This is a genomic window from Enterococcus sp. DIV0756, from assembly GCF_051710745.1.
Taxonomy (GTDB): Bacteria; Bacillota; Bacilli; order Lactobacillales; family Enterococcaceae; genus Enterococcus_A.
Map to the genome: position 1 here is coordinate 278,011 of NZ_JBIOLF010000002.1, position 19,503 is coordinate 297,513.

The window sequence follows — 19,503 nt, forward strand, 5'->3', positions numbered from 1 at the left end:
GCCGATGAAAATGGATAGACTACTGAGCATCACGATGTTGCTATTGGATAAAAAACGGATTGGTGCTAAAGAGCTGGCGGAAAAATTCGAGGTATCCCCGCGAACGATTTACCGCGACATCGACACCCTTAACTTGGCCGGCATTCCTATTCGATCAACATCAGGAGTGGGCGGCGGCTTTGAGATTATGGAAAATTATAAAATGGATAAAAAAGTTTTTTCAGCTGCTGATCTCTCGGCCATTCTGACAAGCCTTACTGGTTTTTCTAACATGATGCAGGGAAAAGAATTAGCAAGTGCTCTTGCGAAGGTCAAAAGCTTTATTCCTGCCGATCGAGCAAAGGAGATTGAAACAAAGATCAATCAATTCGATCTCGATCTACGTCCTTGGCTGGGAAATCGGAATATTCAGCGCTACATTGAAACTACTAAAACCGCGCTACAGGAAAATCGTTTGCTTACCTTTGATTATTCTGACCAGCATGGCAACAGTACTTCACGCATGATCGAACCTTATCAGCTTGTTCTAAAAAATAGTCAGTGGTACCTACAAGGGTATTGTCTAAATAGAAATGATTTTCGACTCTTTAAATTAAATCGTATGACTAATCTACAAATAAAAAAGGAACAGTTTTCACCACGACAATATCAAAAACCACAGCTAGACTTTACAAATATGTTAGACACACTGCAAACTAACATTAAACTTCGGATTCATCGGGAAGTTATGGATATGGTACTGGATTATTGCTCATTTGAACATTTTATACCTGATGGAAATGAACATTATCTTGTTGACTTCCCTTTTATCGAAAATGATTACTATTACAATGTTCTTTTTAGTTTTGGAAATAAATGTGAGTGTCTGGAACCCTCTCATGTCCGCACAGAAATGAAGCGTAAAATCAAAGAAATAGCTGCTTTATATGAATAAAAGGACCACCCTGCGATTTGTTGAAAACAGCAGGATGATCCTTTTTTTTAAATCAAGAAACCCTGTTTAACGAGACCTTTGCTCCGGCCCCTTTAGGATTCTCCAATGATTCAATTGAATAGTCTATCTTGATTCGATCACTCACAAAATAATTATCGATCCCCCGCGGCAACCGCCAATTTACACTGACACAGCCCGGTCTACGATAGTTGCCATCGGTCTGATAATTTTCATACAGAACAAACCACGGAACCAAGGAGGTTTTCTTTCCGTTCTCATCCATATAACGATCCTCGGTATCAAAGCGGACGATATCTCCAGACTCATCAAAGTGAAACTGCCCTTTGGCGCTTACGCCATTCCAGGCGATTCTCCCTTCGACGGTATGCTGATCAATCATTCGCCATTCTATGTATTCTTGCAAAAATAAGCTAGGCATAAAAACTGCATCCGCAAGTGCCGTGATCAACTGCCCTTGATCCATTTCTGGACCAGTCGAATGAAACAATTCAAAATGCTTAGCGATCACACCAATCATTGCTCCACGTCCATCCTTGACACTATCTCTTACGTGAACCGGCAAACCATACATTCGCGCCTTTAAGAACGCATAACGGTCCGGTCGATGAACAAAATTCACTTGACAGAAATCAATTTGAATTGGGTCTTTATCCGCCGACATGCGGAACTTCGTATTTTCAAATTGAATAAACATGTTGCGCATCATTGGTTGACCGATATAGCCATTCTTTTTTAGATATTTCCTTAGCGGTTGGGGAAGTTTAGCGACTGCTTCTTCAGTAATAATCGCTGAATGCGAAGAGTCCGTTTCTTGTTGAAAAGATGATTCAACATCCGCTAAATAGTTGCTCCAAGCAGGCCCACCTGGACAAATCAGATAAATAATAACTATCACTAAAATACTAACGAGTCCCCATAAGAGCAGCATACCCATCCTTCCTTTCATGTTGTATTTCTATTCCTAATCCTTACTATACATGAAAGAACGGCAATCGCCATCCGCCCAAAGGCTTAAAAAGTAGTCGAATAAGTAACTTCTGTGGACAAACGCCCTAAATTGCCCTGATGCGTCCATCTCTTAAATAGGCACGTCGTCCATCATAAATCTAAAACATAATAAGATACTTTCCTGTTAAAGCGATCATAACATTCGCCTATTAATACAAGAAAAAATGTGCCCGATCATCTGATAAAACATCTCGTAAAACTCATAGCCATCAATAATCAATGAGACTTTTCAAAAAAGTCTTTTAAAACGCAAAAACAGACAAACCCGCTACAGGTTTGTCTGCTTGACAATCGTACTGCTTAAAGAAAGTCTAATAGCCACACTCACTCTATTCAGATAGGTTGTGGAGCTGTTCTTGTTTCAATCCACTGATTAATTTTTTCGTTAAACAGTAGCCAAATTGTAATAGCAATCATTCGCATTCTCTCCTTTTTAAACGTTTTTGTTATAAAGAGCAACAGTGATTGGTGCAAAGATCGCTACAATAACCAAACTCGCTGTAATTGTTAACCACGCATCCGCACCAAAAACACCATGATTTGCAATGGCTTTAAAGCTATTGACTAAATGGGTTACCGGATTAATCGTAGCAATGGTTTTTAGCCAACCTGGTAATGTATCGATTGGTACAAAAGCATTTGACAAGAAAGATAACAGCATCGTTAATGTCATTGAAACACTGGAAATCGTCGCCGCTGATTTCACTAGAATACCGATCATGGCTAAAATCCAGCTAACACACCAACAAGCAAAGATAGTTAACACACATGCTACAGCTAACCAGCCATACCCTGCTTCTGGCCGCCATCCAATCAAAAATCCCGTACCTAGCGAGAAAAAGGTTGCAATAACATAGCGGACAATATCTGAAATCAATAAGCCTGCAAGAGGAGCAATTCGTGCGATTGGCAATGAATTGAAACGATCAAATACACCTGTTTCAATGTCCTCTCTTAATTGTGTTCCCGCCGCAGAGGTTGAAGAAATGAGTGTTTGTATCAAAATCCCTGGAACAATAATCGGTAAATAATTTTTGACATCTCCAGCGATAGCACCGCCAAATAAGTAACTAAACACGATCATGAAAAAGATCGGCATAAATGTCACATCCATCAATTTATCTGGATTGTGCTTTGTTTTTAACAAATCCCGTTTAACCATTACAAAAGTATCGCTCAGCACACTTTTAATATTTTTCTTTTTTACATAGCTTTGAGTTATTTCCATCGTTTATTCTCCTTTAAAAAAATTATTTGGTGATTTCTAAAAAGACTTCATCCAGTGTTGGCTTTCGTACAGCGAATTCTTTTACTTCAATGTGTTTATCTTCCAAATCAACCAAGAGTTTTGTCATTTTCTTGGTATCGCTGATTTTTAATGCTAAAGTTCCTCTGTCAGGCATCCGAATGACTCTTTCTTCTACTTTTGTTTGTAGAAATTCCGCAGCATCATCAATCTGATGAATGTCAGATAATTGAATGTCAAAATACGTTTCTCCAAGCTGCGCTTTTAGTTCATTTGCGGTTCCTTCCGTCACCAACTTTCCATGGTTGATGATCGCGATCCGATCAGCTAATTGATCTGCTTCCTCTAGATATTGCGTAGTTAAGAGAATAGTGGAACCATCCTTAACTAATTGTCGAATGACATCCCACATTTCTCCACGAGTAATTGGGTCTAAACCTGTCGTTGGCTCATCCAAGAAAATTAGTGGTGGTTTTGTGATCAAGCTGACTGCTAAATCTAATCTGCGGCGCATCCCGCCAGAAAACTCCTTGATCGCTCGATCTTTGGCATCAAACAAAGAAAACTGCGTGAGCAATTCGGTGGCACGCTGCTTAGCACCGCTTTTTCCTAAGCCATTTAGTTGGCCAAATATTAATAAATTCTCCATTGCCGTTAATTCTTCATCCACTGTTGCGTATTGACCAGTCAAACCAATCATACGGCGAATCTGATCTGCTTCTTTAGCAACATCATAGCTAACTATCGACGCATGTCCCTCAGTAATTGGTGATAGTGTTGCTAACATTCGTAAAAAGGTTGTTTTCCCAGCACCATTTGGTCCTAAGATCCCATAAATTTCGCCTTTTTTTATAGTTAAGCTAATTCCATCTACTGCTCGTTTCTTCGAAAATTGTTTGACAAGATTTGTTGTCGTGATTGCATATTCTGTCATAATTTCATCTCTCTTTTTTAATCAGGTACCCTTACTGATAAATATGATAAGGGAACCTGATTAATTTGCCAATATAAATCTTTAAATTATTTCGGTGACCTGATAAAATAGTGAATGAATAGAAGTCACTATTCCATTTCTTTATGAATAGGAGTACTAAACAATGGATGAAAAAGAATTAGATTCAAATTTGGCACATAAATACTTCAAACTGAGCAATTTATTTATGCAGTTCTTTCGAGAAAACTCACGGGGACCTTTTAAATTTGAAAATCGGAATCGCGGCCAAAGCCAAATTCTGCAAATCATCCGTGAACATGGAACGATTTCTCAGAAGGAATTAGTTAGCCGTCTAGATATGCGACCTCAATCCGCTTCCGAAATGATTCGAAAATTAGAGAAAAAAGAATACATCACAAGAGAAAAATCGCAAGCAGACAAACGTATTATGAATATTCATTTGACCAATCGGGGAAAAATTGCGGCGCAAGAAAGTGATGATTTTCAGCCGATTTTATTAGATGCGTTGACTCACGAGGAAAAAGAACAATTTGATCATATCTTGACAAAATTAATTGATGAGGTAGAACCGCAGCTCAAACATAAGCCTAGAGATCAATGGGAGCGGCCCCGGCGAAAAAAATAGAAAAAAACGCAAGAGCTAAAGCTCTCGCGTTTTTTTCTATTTTTTTCGATTGTTTATCTTCTTTGTGATATATCCAATCACAAAGACTGATACTATCTTGAACAACAGTGAGCGAACGGCCCCATTACTCTGAGTTTTCTGATTCTTAGATTTATGAGCGTGATTTTTAGGCCGATCTGTTTTACTTTTTATCATAGTATTCATTTTATGCACCACTTATTCCTCCTACCCAAGTTTTCTAGTTGATGTAAGTTTTATTGTACGAGTGTCTTGATCATCATTATCTGGAAAAGCTGTTAATTCTTCATATTCTTCATAATATTTCTTCAAAGAAGAGGTAAATTCCGGACTCCAAGGTTTCACATGTCCAGAGTAGTGAATAATCTGAGGATCTCTGCGCGTTTCAAAGTACTCTTTTTCCCCTTCTGGATCTGGATGTTCTACTTCACGCTTCATGATGTAGCTTTGTGCGTTCCATTTTGGATGAAGCTGCAGCCATTGATCATGGAGGATCGCATTCAACGCATCTTGATCGTGAAACTTAAGTTTTTCAGGGTTATCGTGAATAAAACGTAATACCCGTTTCGTCACATTCTCAGCAAGCCATTTTTTCATATTAATCAGCATGAAGCCGGAGTTAAAATACTTGGTAGAATCACAGGCGATAGCCATTTTTTCTAAACGGTGATGAAATCCTGCATCCTCTACTGCGGCCAATGTGTAATCAGACAAATCAATCTCCCAAAGTTCCGAAATATCCCCTAATGCGATCATATCGCAATCTAAATAGAGAATTCTTTCAAGGTCCTGATCGCTGAATAATTCAGGAATCGCAATTCGATAATACGCAGTTTCTGGAATTCGATCACTTTCTACCGCATCTGAGAAATATTTCTTATCTATTGTCAAAAAGTGCAGCATTGCATCATATTCTTTGAGTGTTTCACGCATCAAACGTTTATTGGCAATACTGATTTCATCGTCAATCACATAAAAATCAAAGCTCTTAGTTGAACGATCGGTATTATCTAAAACCGAAACAAACAGTGCGGATACGTGTTCAGCAAATGCATCGTTGCAACTTGATACTACTGTAATTTTTTTATTTTTCATTTTACATTCACCGTCTCCATAAAAATACTTTTGTTTAGTAAGTCCATATACATTTCTTGGTAAGGATGTCCCTCTAACGTATTCCAAGGTTTGTCGTGTCCTGTAAAATGGACTACTGCTGGGTCTTTTCTTCCAGCTTTGTACAATTCATCATATTCTTTCGTTGGTGCTGGATGTTTATCAAAAATTAGTGAAGATTGCATATTCCATCTTGGATGAAACGAATGCCAGTTTTCATAGAGCACCGCATTCAATGCATCTTGGTCATGATAGATAATTCGATCACCATTGGTTTTTAAATAATCAATCGTTTTTTCCGTAATCTGTTGTTGATTCCATTGATCAACGTCAATAACCATAACTCCGGAGTTAAAGTAATAATCAGCAGAATCAATACCGAGACGTTCAAGTGCTTTGGTTTGCCCGGGATCAATCACAGCCCCAATTGTATTTCCCTTTAAACTTTGTTGATATAACTTTTGGATATCGTCTAAAATTAGTGTATCGGAATCAATGTAGAGAATTTTTTTATAATTTTTATCTGCTAAAAGCTTCGGCATAGAGATTCTAAAGTAAGCGGTCGTTGTGATGTGATCGCTCACTAAAAAGTCTTTGTACGTCTCTTCATCGACCTTAACAAATTGAATAACAGCCGTTTCCGAATGCTTATGTGCTGTTTGAATTAACTTTTCCTTACTTGAAATTGAAAGATCATCGTCAATTATGATGAAGCGAATGGGTGTTTTTCTTGAAGTATTATCTAGTAACGTTGCTATCATCACACTCAGATAAGGAGCGTAATTTTCATCTGCTGCTGTTACTACGGGTATTTCTGTTGATTTTGAAAACATATCATCTTCACTCCTATCAGTTTTTATCGTTTTAATAACATGTGTTTACAAATTTCAGGTTAGACCCCTTTTTCTGAATTAGCAAAATTATTGCTTTGAGACCCTTCTCATTTATTCAAAAAGTCCATCAAAATTGCCTATTTTTGGCGGTAATATTTAAATATTAATTTTTTCTAAAGATTATTATTTTCTCTTGTTTCCAAGTTTCATTTGTTCACATTAGAGCGTTTGATTGTTCAAATTATTAAAATTGTTCTACTCTTATTATTAGACAAATCGTAAAAGGACGGATATAGATGAAATTAGTAGCAGTTGATTTAGATGGTACATTGCTGAACAAACAAGGAAATGTACCCGAAAAAAACGCTTCGGCGTTAAAAGAATTTGATCAACAGGGCGGCATTGTTGTTTTAGCAACCGGACGCTCGATTCAATCGGCCAAAGAAGTCTTTAAGCACTTAAATCTCAGCGGCTTTACGTTGGCTTCAAATGGGGCATATGTCGCACGAATCGAAAATGGAGAAATCAAGGACGTGCTAAAAAGTTATACCATTGTTCCTGCCACTGTGAATACCGCTCTCTCACTTGCGATGAAAGTTGGGGTAACCGTAGTGGCTAGTCGTGCAACTCAAGATGACCGTATCTCCTTTGCACAAGACAAAAATGAAGTAAATAGTCCTTACTACGCTCAGTTCAACTTAAAGGAATCAAAGGTGGATGATCTTTGGGAACAAATTGAGAAGGAATCCATTAGTTATTTCAAGTTGGCTTTTACCGATAGCGATACAAGCAAATTAGTGAAGTTGCGTTCACAACTGGAGCAAAGACAAATTAACAGCTCTTATTCAGATAAATATTGGCTAGAAGTGATGGCTGATGGTGTGAACAAAGGGGCGGCATTAAAATTTTTAACAAATTACTTGTTAGTTGAGTTGTCTGATGTAGTGGCTTTTGGTGATCAAGAAAATGATTTGGAAATGCTTAAACTTAGCGGAAACAGTTTTGCGATGGCAAATGCTGCGCCTGCTGTAAAACAAGCGGCGGATCAACTTACTAAATCAAACGAAGATTCTGGAGTTGCTTTCATATTAAAGAACTACCTTAACTAGCTTATTCCGCAAAGCACGCCTACCTGAGAATAGTATTATAAATGACAAAAAGACTGAACAGACAAGGTTTTTAAGAAGGAAAAACTCGATTGTTCAGTCTTTAATTTTTTTAATGCAAAATTTTAAAACTAGACGATTTATTCTGTATAAGTTAACACCTTTCGTTCATTGATCAATTGACATTCACGATTATTTTTCCCGTGTAAGTCAATAAATCGCAGGAGTTGTTCTTCAGATACTTCTAATCTATGGTGCATCACGTACCATTCAACCCCTTCGGTAAGCGGCGGGGTTGTTAATGAACCGATATAGTGATAATAACTTTTATTTTCAGGAATCAAGCGTTCAACAGAAAAAGCGCCTTCGCCTTTTTTCTGTTCGTATTGATGCAATACCTGTTCAAAATCTGGATTAAACGCACCCACTTGATAAAACACACCAACCACGCCAAGCTGGCCATTAGGGGCCTGAAAAAGAAAATGGCCTTCTAACGGGAATGACTCCCCATTTAGTCGATGTTCTGAATCCGCGTGAAAATGAACTTGGACAAAGTTGAACACACGATGGTTAAAACACGCCTGTCCGACACCTAGCAATTGCAGATTTTGTCCATTATTAAAAAATGTCGCTGTTTTATCTGAAAAATTTATTTGAATAGTTGCAAGTGACTCATTGTTTTCAACTAAAGATGTTTGAATATCGATCGGTGATTGTCGTTGCCCGAACTGTGGCTGCCAATCATGTTGATGGCAATAATCAATCAAAAATTCTGCTTTCATACGATCCCTCAATTACCTAAAATTTTTACAATGATATCATTTTCCAGAAATTTTTTCCATCCATTTGCAAATATCATGAAAAACTGTAAGTTTTTGGGTTTCATTCAGCAGTTCGTGTCGGGCGTTTTCATAAAGCTGAACCGTTACCTGCGTTACTCCAGCCCTTTGATAGGCGTTCGCTGCTTTCATTACCCCTTTGCCATACTCACCTACTGGATCTTCTTTACCGGATAAAAACAATAGTGGCAGTTGCTGTGGTACTTGCTGCAAAAGTGCAGGCTGCTGAGAGTGAATGATCAATGAGAATAACTCGTGATAAGCGCTTAATGTGAATAAAAATCCGCATTTTGGGTCGGCTAAATACGTATCCACCTCTTCCGCCACACTGACTAACCAATCCTTCTCTGTCCGTTTGTTACGGATTTTACGATTCATATTTCCAAAGACTAGTCGATCAATCAGTTTACTAGGATGCTTTTCTCCTTGGATTTTACTCAATAATTTAGCTGAGCCTTGACCTAAGCGCGTCAACCATATCGGTTGCTGACCAGTCCCGACAAGAATGGCCCCTGCGATTTCTTCCCCATATTCATAAAGATAATTTCGTAATACAAATGATCCCATACTATGTCCCAGAACGAAAAAAGGCAGGTCAGGATACCGTTTCTTCCCCCATTTAGTCATCTGATAGACGTCTTGAACTAATCCATGCTTGATTTTTTGATCATGAAAATGTCCTTGGAGTCCTTCTTGAATGGATGCTCCATGGCCAAGGTGATCGTGTCCAATCACCGCAATATTCTGCGCATTCAAATAATTAGCCAAAGGTTCATAACGTAGTAAATGCTCCGCCATCCCATGGGTTATTTGTAGTACCGCCCAAGGGTCTTGGCAAGACCAATGGTATCCTTGTATTGATGCGTGACGATCCGCAGAAAGTAGAGTAAATTTTTCTAACATACGCATTTCCTTTCAAAAAAGTTTCTTCGCCTTGTGATTGCCCCTTAATAAACTTCTAGAAATTCCATCCTAAGTTGGAGGTGATTCTTTTAAAACATGATACACTATTTACAAATGGAGGGAAAAATAATGTCTTGCTTAGGAAATATTATTTGGTTTATCTTCGGTGGACTGATCGGCGGATTGACCTGGTGTCTAGCCGGCGTCTTATGGTGTATCACAATTATCGGTATCCCAATTGGGTTACAATGCTTCAAATTTGCTAGTTTAAGCTTTGCACCGTTTGGCAAAGAGATTGTGTATCATACAACGGGCGTAAACTTTATCGTCAACATTATTTGGTTGATCGTTTCTGGTGTTCCTTTGGCATTAGGGCATTTAGCCAGTGCCTTGTTATTATGTATCACGATCGTAGGGATTCCCTTTGCCGCTCAATCATTGAAACTTGCTCAGTTAGCATTGATGCCCTTTGGCGCACAGATTGTCTCTGCTCGCTAGTTTCTTCGTCATAAGTCTACACAAAAAGAGGAATGACAATTGTCTTCCTCTTTTTCTTATCCAAAAATCAAGTAGACCAAACCTGCAACAATCAATACGATATTCAAAGTTACTTGAATAGTCACCATTAGTGGTGCTACCCCTCTTTTTTTACGTCGTAAAAGACTAAGAAAGATATTGTATCCGCCCACCAAAATAATAAAAACGACTAATGCGATCAAATACAAAAGGTCACATCCTTTTTTTCTGTAGTGTACCGTGAAAAAAAGAGTCATCAAGTTCGTTTTACCAAAACTAATCTAGCTGCTTGAAAAAATCCCGCAGTTCAGATTTTCTGCGCTCACTTAATTCGCGTTTAGGAATATCTTGGATTGCCCCTTCTAGGCCGTACAACAGATGCAAACAAGCGCCGTCGTCAACTAAGTGACGGATCTTCAAAAAAGCCGCTTCTGTTCCTAATTCCCTCAGCTGCTCTGGCTCAACGATTCCTACCTGAGCTAACTTCTCTTCATTTACTACACCAATATTTTTCATTTCTGAGATTCTCATTGTCGACTCCTTTTAGATTTATTATACCTTAGAATGAAAGCGGAAACGACAGCTTTCATAAAAATTTACTGTGAAGTCCGCTATTTCCTATTCAACAACAGCTACAAATGATCAAAATGAGCGAATCTCTCTATGAAATACGTTTTGAGTCTTAACACGTACCATCACTAATTTATTTTCATCCATTCCGCCGATTTATCTAGCTTTTTTCGAAAATTTAACAAAAAAACTTATTAATTTTCAAAAGTTAAAAAATAATCATAGTTATTTTAAAAAGAGTAGTTTTTTAAAATTTTCCGAAAAAAAGCTTTATTTTCTATCCTTTATTAAATTATTATTTGTATTAAATGATATTTTAATTTATCATATAGGACAACGAAGTTAATTTTTATCAGATAAGAATGGAGGGATATTTCATGCTTGGGATGGATAGAAACACATTGTTGAAGATTCAGATTATCGAAACACTAGATGCTTTGCAAAAACCGATCTCGTTAAAAGAATTGCAGGAAAAAATCGGTCATGCCAGTCTTGGTACGATTCGGGTAAATTGCAAAGAATTACAATCAATCATCGAAGATCTTTATAATGAAAAAGACTATTCATTAAATCTTCGCATGGATAATGGTCGAGGAATCCAACTAGATCGGTCTTCAACCAACCTTCAATCACTAACGAGCTATTTATATCAACAGGATCTTGCTTGTGAAATCATTCGTACAGTATTAGCAAAACGAAAAGTATCAGCCATTCAATTCTGTATGGACAATAATATTAGCGAATCAAAGCTACGACGAAAAATCAAAGAAATTAATCAGGCGCTCGACGACTACGATCTTTACATTTCCTGTTCTGCAAAGATCAGCTTAAAAGGGCGCGAGGTGGATATTCGTTGTTTCTACTATATTTTCGTTAGAGGGCTCTATCATCAATTCACTCAAATTGATTGGATTAACACGAAGAACTATGTTCAACAAGCGAAACAAATTGAAGACTATTTAAAACTAGTCAATGATCCGACTAATTTAGAGATGATTTGCTTCTGGTTGTTAATCACTAACCAGTCCCTGAGTAAAAAAGGAATACTTTCTCTAAACGAAGTGGAAAATGATTGGCTAAATCAATTCAAATACCCGAAAAAACCGAGTTTTTTGAAAATTTGGACTGTCTCTGAATGGAAATTCTTTCTTTACGCTATTTATAGTTCTCAATTAAAAGACTTTGAGCTGCAGCCAAAAAATTCGACCGATGAGCCTTTCTTTAGCCAAGCAGTTAGTCAGTGGTGCAACTATTTTTCAGCCCATTTCCGACCATTGAGCAATCGTGAACAAAAGACCATTGCACGCAGACTCAAGCAGCACTATGCTTCATTAATTTTATTCCGCTTGAGCGACTCTTTAATTGATCAACTAAGGAAAAATATCGCGTTGGATGAATTAAAAACACAATTTCCATATTATTACCTTCGCTTTGATGCTTTCTGGGACGATTTTATTCGAGCCGTACCTGGATTTGATCGTCGTCAATTACGAATATTTTCATTTTTGACCTGTGTCTCGCTCTATTCACTAGAAAACTGTTTACCCGAAATTTCGGTGTATGCGTTTTCTGAGCACACCGAACTTTTCAGTATTTTCATTCAAGAAAGAATTAATTTGCATTTTAAAAATAAGTATCATTTAACATTCGTCAAAAACCTTCAGGATGCTCAGCTGATCATCGGAACATCCCCACTTTGTAAGGAGTTTCAGTCAGAAGGCCAGAAATCCATCGTTGTGCGCTCAAATCTATGCGCAACTGATTACAACGATATTGAAAAAATACTAGAAACATTTGTAACGCAAGATCTGGAAGAAATTAAATAAAAAGTGATAGGAGACCCCTCTCCTATCACTTTTTTGGACGATCTTGCATCTTTAGATAGCTAATCAAAAACAGTTTTTTCTTTTTCTAAAACACTTTTAACCCCCGACCCTATTTTGACAATCACTTTGTCAGATTACCATCTTACATTTACGCATCCGATTTCTTTCATTGGCCCAGTGATCTCTTTTCCACAATCAGAACCAACTGCTTGAATCGCAAAGTAATACGTCCCTTTAGATAGGCAAACTTTGCTCAGCGAATAGTCAAGGTAATAACCTTTTCCATAAACACCATTCGTATATTTCGCATAACGAACATCCAATGTCTTATAAGCAGAAGTATACTTGCCACTGCTTGTACGACGATAAACACGAACTTTAGTATAATCTAATGAACTTGGGCTCTTTGTTCCTAAGTAAATTTGAGCACCGTAATAGCGTGTTGGAATGCAACCACATTTTAGCACATTCTTAATACAGCCTTTCAAATCATTGCCAATCTCTTTTTTCTTAAGCGTTGTAGCACAGCTTGATCCCCATTGAGGACTTACCCAGCTACTCCACTGACCATAATTGGCTTTTACCCAGTAATAATAAGTGGTGCACTGGTTCAAACCATCATCCGTGTAAGACATTTCAGAACCGTCTTGTTTACCAGTCACATTGATCGCAGTCGCATTGTTAATGTTGTTTGTTGTGCTGCGGTATAATGTGTAGCCTGTCGCGTAACGTGTGGATGTATTATCGCTCTTCGTATTGGTCCATGTTACTTTGATCGCTTTGTCAGAGACTGCAGTTGCTTTAATACTTGGATTTTTTGTAGTCGCGCAAGTCGTAAATTTACCAATGTTCGAGCTGCTGACCGTTTCGATCGTATATGGACAAACTTTTGGACGTTTCACCATAACTTTGTAGCAATACGTTTGATTATGATTTAGCTTAGTATCATTATAGGTAGTTTTCCCTTTTACTGTAGCGATTTCTTTAAAATCTCCTGAATGATAATCGATACATTTCTTAGACGCGCGATAAATCTTGTACTCTGCATCGCTGCCTTTTGATTCCCAGCTAAGTTTTAACCAATGATGTTGTGTTTCAGTTACACAAACATTTTTAACTGCATCCCATTTTTCTTTGTAATTGTTTTGGTTACATTCTTTGCCACTGTGTTTTTTGTCACAGTCTTCATGGTGTTTCCAATTGTTGTTGCAGTTATGCCCATTATGTTTTTCATCACAAGTTGGTTTATGACACCATTTATTGTCGTTACAGCTTCCGCCATTGTGGTTCTTATCGCAGTATTCGTCATGCTTGCAATTGTTTTTGTTACAGTTTTTCCCGCTGTGCTTCTTATCACAATCATTGTCATGCTTCCAATTGTTCGAGTTGCATTTACGGTATTTACTATGTTTCTTATCGCAATGCTCATCATGCTTTCCTGCGTTGTTGTTACAGGTTTTGCCACTATGCTTGCTATCACAGCCAGAAGAATGCTTAGTGGACCCATAGGTTTGTACCCCAACATCTGCTGAAGCTTCTTCTTTTGATTCTTCAGTAGTCGCTGCTGACGGAGCTTCAGCTGCTTCTTCAATCTCCTCATCACTTGATTTCGTTACAACATCTTGATTGGCGATTGGGTCTGTAGCATCCTGCTCCTTACCGTCGACAACAGCTGAAACTTTATAGTAGTAAAGATAATCAGCCTTGATCGTGCCTTTTGTCTTTAATTCCATGTAATCATCAACTGTAAATGTTTTGTCACTCTTGAATGTTTGGATACGTTCAAATTCCCCATCTTGTGATTCTGATCGATAAACATTGTAGCTTTCAGCATTTTCCACTTTATCAAACTGAATTACAGTCCATTTTTGCGTATCGTTATGTTTAACTGTCAAATTTGCAGGAACATTACTGTCAGCTGCAAATACTTGTGCCGGTATCCCTAGCGAAGATACAGTCATGATCAATAGTGTTACCAACGACATGATCCCATTTAACTTTTTCATCAAGCTTTTTCTTTTCATTTCGCTCTCCTTTTCTGCTTTTACCCAAGTGCAAAAAAATGCACAGCAAATAACCTTACCCTAACAATTGTGACTACTATCTTCGCAAGCAAGATAGCAGTCATTTATTTTTTAGAGATTGTTTTTGGCCAAAAACAGAAGCAACCTCCCATGTACCACCCCCTGTCAAATACTCATACCAAAATGGTATGCACGATTACAGGAATTCCTCTCTCGGTTTTCCCCGCCTCTAAGAATGTGATCTTTTAAGGGGTTTCCTGTTGTTTAAAATATAACAATAATTGTGATATATTTCTATATTTCATCAAAATTCAAAAATAATATTCAAATTATGATCAAAAATTTTTGCTTCGTTCCACATATTTTAGAATTTTTTTAATAAATTAATTGGCTCATCCATTTTTTTAGATTCATCTCAAGGAAAACTTTTCTTTATCATTTTTTGTAAGCACACAAAAAGAGGTTATCAAAACAGATAACCTCTACCTATTGGTTCATATAGTTTTCATCATTTACACTTAGCAGCTTCGTTTTCTCAGTCCTTACGATTAATTGAAACAATCTTTTGTTGCAAACGATCATAAACGACTACAAACTCTGCAACTTTTTTTTCAGATGTCGGTACTCGGAAATAGTAGTCAGATTGGCCATCTGTTGGCGTGTTCGTATGATAAAAACCAGCTAGATAAGCATGGGCAATATCGCCTCGAGTATCCCTAAACAGTTCAAAAAAGCCGCTTGAATCGGTTAATTCAATACTTTTTTCCAGTGCTTTAAATTCTGTTTGATTGCTGTCCATTCCAGCTTTCTTCATTTCTCGATACAATTGAGTATCTGTTCCCCGACGAACTACCTCGGTCCAAGCCGTTTCGAAATCTGCTGATTTATCCAGATACGTATCCTCTCTAGTGATAACAGATTTTACTTCACTGCCATCTTCAGCCGTCAGCTCAACTAATTCATTCCCATTAAAACGCAAATTAACAGTGTAATCATGACGCGTACCATTCGTATCAGTAAAGCTCCAGACTTGACGTTGCATTGAAAGGGGCTCATCATTTACCAAACGTTGACCGAATCCGATGAGGCTCACACTGACAAAGCCGCTTTCCTGTGAACTTACCATGGGATAAATTTTTCGATAAAGATTAAAAATATTCTTTCCATCTTTCGCCGGACCATAGATTTTTTCGATTGCATCAGCCATCGCTTGAGAGCTAGAGAAATTATTATTGTCCGAAAATGCTTTGTTTAAAGCATCTACTTTTTCAGTTTGTTCATCTAATAATGTTTGATCATTGACGTCTCTTAATGCTAGTACCTTCAATTTCGGCAGCTCTTCTTTTTTCTTTCCCTTATCATCACTAGCAAAAACGCTGAAGGGAATCGTAAATTGCGGAAAGTTACCGCTTAATATAATACCGAAAGTCCCGACAAACAAAGCCGCCAGCACACCCCAAAAGATCAACCATTTCTTTGATGTGTTCATAGGTCACCTCTTCTCCCCCTTATTGTGGCGACAAATTAAGCAAGCGTCAAGTATTTCAAGTAAATATCAGCCTATTTTTATGAAATAATCTAAATTTTTCTTGGAAAAATATGATTATCATAGTTATTCTCGTCATTTTCTATTACACTAGAAGAAATGATTTATAAGGATAGGCATATATGGTAAAAAGACAAGAACGACATCAACGCAAAAAAGAAAATAAGACACACACCGCACGCAAAAAAGAACCACGGGGAAAACTAGCAAAATCAACAAAAATCTCCCTCAGCGTCCTAGCAGTCATACTGTTAATGGTAATTGCAGGCACGATCTTTTTCTTCCAAAAATACGGGAAGGAAGTAACTGCTGCTATCGATGCGGGTGAAGAGCACGCTGCAAAAATCCAAGAAAGCGACTTTAAACAGTACCATCCAACAACGATTTTGGATAAGAATGGGCAAGTTATTAAGGAGCTTAAAACGCAGGAACGCGATTACTTAACTTATGACAAGATGGACCCATTAGTTTCACAGGCCCTGATCGCGATTGAAGATAAACGATTTTATGAGCATCACGGTGTGGATACCCAGGGACTTTTGACTGTCGCGCTGAACGCCGCAACTGGTCGTGGAGTTCGTGGCGCTTCTACTATCACCCAGCAGCTGGTGAAAAATATTTATTTGACACCGGAAGTTTCGATTTCTCGTAAAATCGAAGAGATGGTGATGGCGCAATCGTTAGAAAAGAAATTTACCAAGCATCAAATTTTAGAATACTACCTGAATAACGTTTATTTTGGTCACGGCGCTTATGGGATCAATGCCGCAGCGAAGGTTTATTTTGGCAAATCGATCAATGACACCAGTTTGCTGGAAAAAGCAACTTTGGTCGGGATTACTAACAATCCGGGGATTTTTGATCCTACTGATAATAAGAAAAATGCCTTAAAGCGGGCCAAGCTGATTTTGAAGGAAATGAACCAGCAAGGTTATATTACGAAGGATCAATACGATAAGGCCGTTGCAGATGATTTTGAAGCAAAAATTCATAGCAATGCGCTAAATAACCAATTAGACAATAACGAAGTCGCCTTAGCCGTTGATTCTGCAACTAAAATTTTAATGCAACAACAGGATTTCCGTTTCCAATATCAGTTTGATTCAAAAGAAGAGGAAGATCGCTACAACGAAGAATACAAAACAGCCTATAACAAGGTGTATCAACGAATTCTTTCTGGCGGTTATCAAATTAGCACCAATATTGATCCTGGTCTGCACGATCAATTACAGGGAATCGTCAGCAATGTCATGAACGCTTGGCAAGATCGTAGCGGCGATAACAATTTCTACACTAAGCAAGCCGCAATGACCGTTATCGACAATCAAACCGGGGATGTGGTCGCTAGTATTGGCGGTCGTGGTGAGGAAGGCAATCATTACAACCGCGCTTTTCTTTCCTATCGCCAACCGGGTTCAGCGATCAAACCGCTGGTCTCCTACGCGCCTGCTTATGAACGCGGCTTGTTAGAGACTAGTACTGTCTCAGATGATCGTCCAAACAATACGTATCCAAATAATGTTTACAATGCATCAAAAGGCATTTTGACACTTCGCAATGCCTTGGCGATTTCTTCAAATGTCGTCGCCTACAAATTAGCGGACGAAAATCGAAATGAGCTTAAGGAACCGGTATATCAGCCTTTGGCACAAATGCAATTCACCGGACTTGATGTCGCAGATGATAATCCAATCATTGCTGTCGGCGGGATGACCTATGGCGCGACGACTCAAGAAATGGCTAGTGGGATCGCTACTTTAGTAAACCAAGGGAACTATCGCACACCATTGAACATCCAAACCATCAAACGGAAGGACAATGGACAAGAGATTTTCTCACAAAATGATATTGCGCAACAAAAAATTTACAGCGATGACGCGGCTTATTTAACGATTGACACAATGAAGGCCGTACATGAAAATGCGGATGGTACAGCAGCTGGACTGACTTTAGCTCATAATCAGTCTTGGGCAGTTAAAACGGGAACCACCGATGAAGCGAAGGATTTATGGACAGTTGGCGCGACACCACATTATACTGTGGCTGTCTGGGCTGGTGACGATACACCTCAGCCGCAAGACAATGCTAGTGTTGGGCAAGCAACCAAAGAAATCTTCAAACAAACGATGGATCTGTTGAATAATGGCAAAGAAGATGTAGATTTCCAAATGCCTTCTTCCGTGCAAAAAGTTGGGAACCAATTAGTCACCCGCTCTAGTCAAACAAAGCAAGTACTGGCAGCTCGTCAAAATGCTTTACAGACAGCAACAGCCAATATTGACACTTTAGCAAAACAAAAAGCCAATGAATTGACAGCGGCGAAGCTAAATACACCAATGGTTGAAGAAGCCTCAACCTTCAGTAATCAATTAATTTCTGAACGAATCAACACCTTAAGCCAGTTCGAATTAATTGTGACTGATTCGCAAGACAATTGGCAAACCTTCGATCAATTTGCACAGCAAGTTTACGCTTTAGTTCAGCAAGTCGAACCATCTGGTGGAACGCTCTCTGATCAATATACAAATGTCTATCGAAACAAAGAAGTCGAATACGCGCGTGAAAAAGAAGCACGTGACTCTGCGGTAAACGCAATAAAAGATCAAATCGACGATACGAAAAATCAAAGCAAAGATCTTGATAAACAAATCAATGATCTGAAGAAGCAATTGGAACAGAAGGAAAAAGAAAAAGATTAACGAAACAGTCGTCAAATTGACGACTGTTTTACTATAGAAGGGAGATTTTATGGAAACTATTTTGGACCTTTTAACCGCCAAAGATACTAAAGAAGCGTTGAGCGCCTTTAAAGAATTGGAAGATACCTGCTTAATCAAACCAATTTATGCCGATCAACTGGAAATGTTTTTGCCTGCCCTATCAACTGAAAGGGCGTGTGGACGCGGACGAACCTTTAAGTTTTTTATGATCAATGCACGCTGGGATACACAAAACGTCATTGAAACACATCTCGAAGAAATTCTCGCCGTTCTTGACGATTCAAAAGCACCGATCGTTCGGCAATGTATCCCCTATTTATCCCACTTGGCACAAGCCAAACCGGAATTGATTCCAAGAATCCAGGAAAAACTGGCATCTTTGGAGCTGGATCAGTATAAAGAAAGCATGCAGAGCTTAATAAAAAGAGATATCACGAAGCTATTAACTCAAATAACAAAATAAATTGTACTCGATTAACAAGAAACCCGCCTGCTGGGAAGCCCAAGCAAGCGGGTTTTCATTTCAGATTTAAACCTCAACTAATTCCCAAAACCATTTCTAGTAACCACATTTGCCATCCAAAGGCTTGATTTTTTAGGTATTCGTTTGTACCCGTTCAAATCAACACGATAAAACCCATATCGATTTTTGAATGCATTCAACCAGCTCCAACAATCAGAAAATATACCTAAATATGCG

The 19,503-nt window shown here is 38.3% G+C and carries 18 protein-coding genes and 1 pseudogene; 7 read left to right on the plus strand and 12 right to left on the minus strand.

Going from position 1 to position 19,503, the window contains the following annotated elements:
- The first annotated feature begins 4 nt into the window (after positions 1-4).
- On the plus strand, positions 5-934 hold the full coding sequence (locus IGI44_RS17745; RefSeq protein ID WP_438789271.1) for a helix-turn-helix transcriptional regulator: 930 nt from the start codon (positions 5-7) through the stop codon (positions 932-934).
- Positions 935-986: 52 nt separating this feature from the next.
- On the opposite strand, the gene IGI44_RS17750 is transcribed toward IGI44_RS17745, so the two are convergent.
- From IGI44_RS17750 to IGI44_RS17760, 3 genes are all read right to left on the minus strand, one after another.
- Positions 987-1,901 (minus strand): DUF6544 family protein, encoded by a 915-nt coding sequence (locus IGI44_RS17750; RefSeq protein WP_438789272.1) that lies wholly within the window; start codon positions 1,899-1,901, stop codon positions 987-989.
- Positions 1,902-2,396: 495 nt separating this feature from the next.
- Positions 2,397-3,191 (minus strand): ABC transporter permease, encoded by a 795-nt coding sequence (locus IGI44_RS17755; RefSeq protein ID WP_438789273.1) that lies wholly within the window; start codon positions 3,189-3,191, stop codon positions 2,397-2,399.
- A 22-nt stretch (positions 3,192-3,213) separates the two neighbouring features.
- On the minus strand, positions 3,214-4,146 hold the full coding sequence (locus IGI44_RS17760) for an ATP-binding cassette domain-containing protein (RefSeq protein ID WP_438790291.1): 933 nt from the start codon (positions 4,144-4,146) through the stop codon (positions 3,214-3,216).
- 160 nt (positions 4,147-4,306) lie between these two features.
- Between IGI44_RS17760 and IGI44_RS17765 the strand changes: the two genes are divergently transcribed.
- Positions 4,307-4,789, plus strand: a complete 483-nt coding sequence (locus IGI44_RS17765) for a MarR family winged helix-turn-helix transcriptional regulator (RefSeq protein WP_438789274.1) — start codon at positions 4,307-4,309, stop codon at positions 4,787-4,789.
- A 225-nt stretch (positions 4,790-5,014) separates the two neighbouring features.
- On the opposite strand, the gene IGI44_RS17770 is transcribed toward IGI44_RS17765, so the two are convergent.
- On the minus strand, positions 5,015-5,902 hold the full coding sequence (locus IGI44_RS17770; RefSeq protein ID WP_438789275.1) for a glycosyltransferase family 8 protein: 888 nt from the start codon (positions 5,900-5,902) through the stop codon (positions 5,015-5,017).
- Positions 5,899-6,753, minus strand: a complete 855-nt coding sequence (locus IGI44_RS17775; protein ID WP_438789276.1) for a glycosyltransferase family 8 protein — start codon at positions 6,751-6,753, stop codon at positions 5,899-5,901. The genes IGI44_RS17770 and IGI44_RS17775 overlap by 4 nt, the downstream gene beginning before the upstream one ends.
- A gap of 296 nt (positions 6,754-7,049) precedes the next feature.
- On the opposite strand from IGI44_RS17775, the gene IGI44_RS17780 reads away from it, so the two are divergent.
- Positions 7,050-7,862, plus strand: a complete 813-nt coding sequence (locus IGI44_RS17780) for a Cof-type HAD-IIB family hydrolase (protein ID WP_438789277.1) — start codon at positions 7,050-7,052, stop codon at positions 7,860-7,862.
- A gap of 137 nt (positions 7,863-7,999) precedes the next feature.
- Here IGI44_RS17780 and IGI44_RS17785 read toward each other — a convergent pair whose 3' ends face one another.
- Positions 8,000-8,641: a carbonic anhydrase family protein gene (locus tag IGI44_RS17785; RefSeq protein ID WP_438789278.1), complete on the minus strand. Its 642-nt coding sequence runs from the start codon at positions 8,639-8,641 to the stop codon at positions 8,000-8,002.
- 36 nt (positions 8,642-8,677) lie between these two features.
- Positions 8,678-9,601: an alpha/beta fold hydrolase gene (locus tag IGI44_RS17790; protein ID WP_438789279.1), complete on the minus strand. Its 924-nt coding sequence runs from the start codon at positions 9,599-9,601 to the stop codon at positions 8,678-8,680.
- A 129-nt stretch (positions 9,602-9,730) separates the two neighbouring features.
- On the opposite strand from IGI44_RS17790, the gene IGI44_RS17795 reads away from it, so the two are divergent.
- The gene (locus IGI44_RS17795) at positions 9,731-10,099 is read left to right on the plus strand and encodes a YccF domain-containing protein (RefSeq protein ID WP_438789280.1); all 369 of its coding nucleotides are present in this window, start codon (positions 9,731-9,733) and stop codon (positions 10,097-10,099) included.
- 56 nt (positions 10,100-10,155) lie between these two features.
- Here the strand turns inward: IGI44_RS17795 and IGI44_RS17800 are convergent, their stop codons facing one another.
- Together IGI44_RS17800 and IGI44_RS17805 are read right to left on the minus strand one after the other, a co-directional pair.
- Positions 10,156-10,326, minus strand: a complete 171-nt coding sequence (locus IGI44_RS17800) for a hypothetical protein (protein WP_438789281.1) — start codon at positions 10,324-10,326, stop codon at positions 10,156-10,158.
- Positions 10,327-10,393: 67 nt separating this feature from the next.
- Complete coding sequence (locus tag IGI44_RS17805) at positions 10,394-10,648, minus strand: TfoX/Sxy family DNA transformation protein (RefSeq protein WP_438789282.1); 255 nt, start codon at positions 10,646-10,648, stop codon at positions 10,394-10,396.
- Between the two features lie 416 nt (positions 10,649-11,064).
- On the opposite strand from IGI44_RS17805, the gene IGI44_RS17810 reads away from it, so the two are divergent.
- Complete coding sequence (locus IGI44_RS17810) at positions 11,065-12,513, plus strand: helix-turn-helix domain-containing protein (protein WP_438789283.1); 1,449 nt, start codon at positions 11,065-11,067, stop codon at positions 12,511-12,513.
- Positions 12,514-12,647: 134 nt separating this feature from the next.
- Here IGI44_RS17810 and IGI44_RS17815 read toward each other — a convergent pair whose 3' ends face one another.
- Positions 12,648-14,537 carry a hypothetical protein gene (locus IGI44_RS17815; RefSeq protein ID WP_438789284.1) on the minus strand — a complete coding sequence of 630 codons (1,890 nt, stop codon included), beginning with the start codon at positions 14,535-14,537 and terminating at the stop codon, positions 12,648-12,650.
- A gap of 535 nt (positions 14,538-15,072) precedes the next feature.
- On the minus strand, positions 15,073-16,026 hold the full coding sequence (locus IGI44_RS17820; protein WP_438789285.1) for a hypothetical protein: 954 nt from the start codon (positions 16,024-16,026) through the stop codon (positions 15,073-15,075).
- A 179-nt stretch (positions 16,027-16,205) separates the two neighbouring features.
- On the opposite strand from IGI44_RS17820, the gene IGI44_RS17825 reads away from it, so the two are divergent.
- Positions 16,206-18,782, plus strand: coding sequence for a transglycosylase domain-containing protein (locus IGI44_RS17825; protein ID WP_438789286.1), 2,577 nt, complete (start codon positions 16,206-16,208; stop codon positions 18,780-18,782).
- 49 nt (positions 18,783-18,831) lie between these two features.
- Positions 18,832-19,266 carry a hypothetical protein gene (locus IGI44_RS17830; RefSeq protein ID WP_438789287.1) on the plus strand — a complete coding sequence of 145 codons (435 nt, stop codon included), beginning with the start codon at positions 18,832-18,834 and terminating at the stop codon, positions 19,264-19,266.
- A 77-nt stretch (positions 19,267-19,343) separates the two neighbouring features.
- On the opposite strand, the pseudogene IGI44_RS17835 reads toward IGI44_RS17830, so the two are convergent.
- A pseudogene (locus IGI44_RS17835) lies at positions 19,344-19,499 on the minus strand (family 1 glycosylhydrolase); the annotation flags it as partial.
- Between the last annotated feature and the right edge of the window lie 4 nt (positions 19,500-19,503).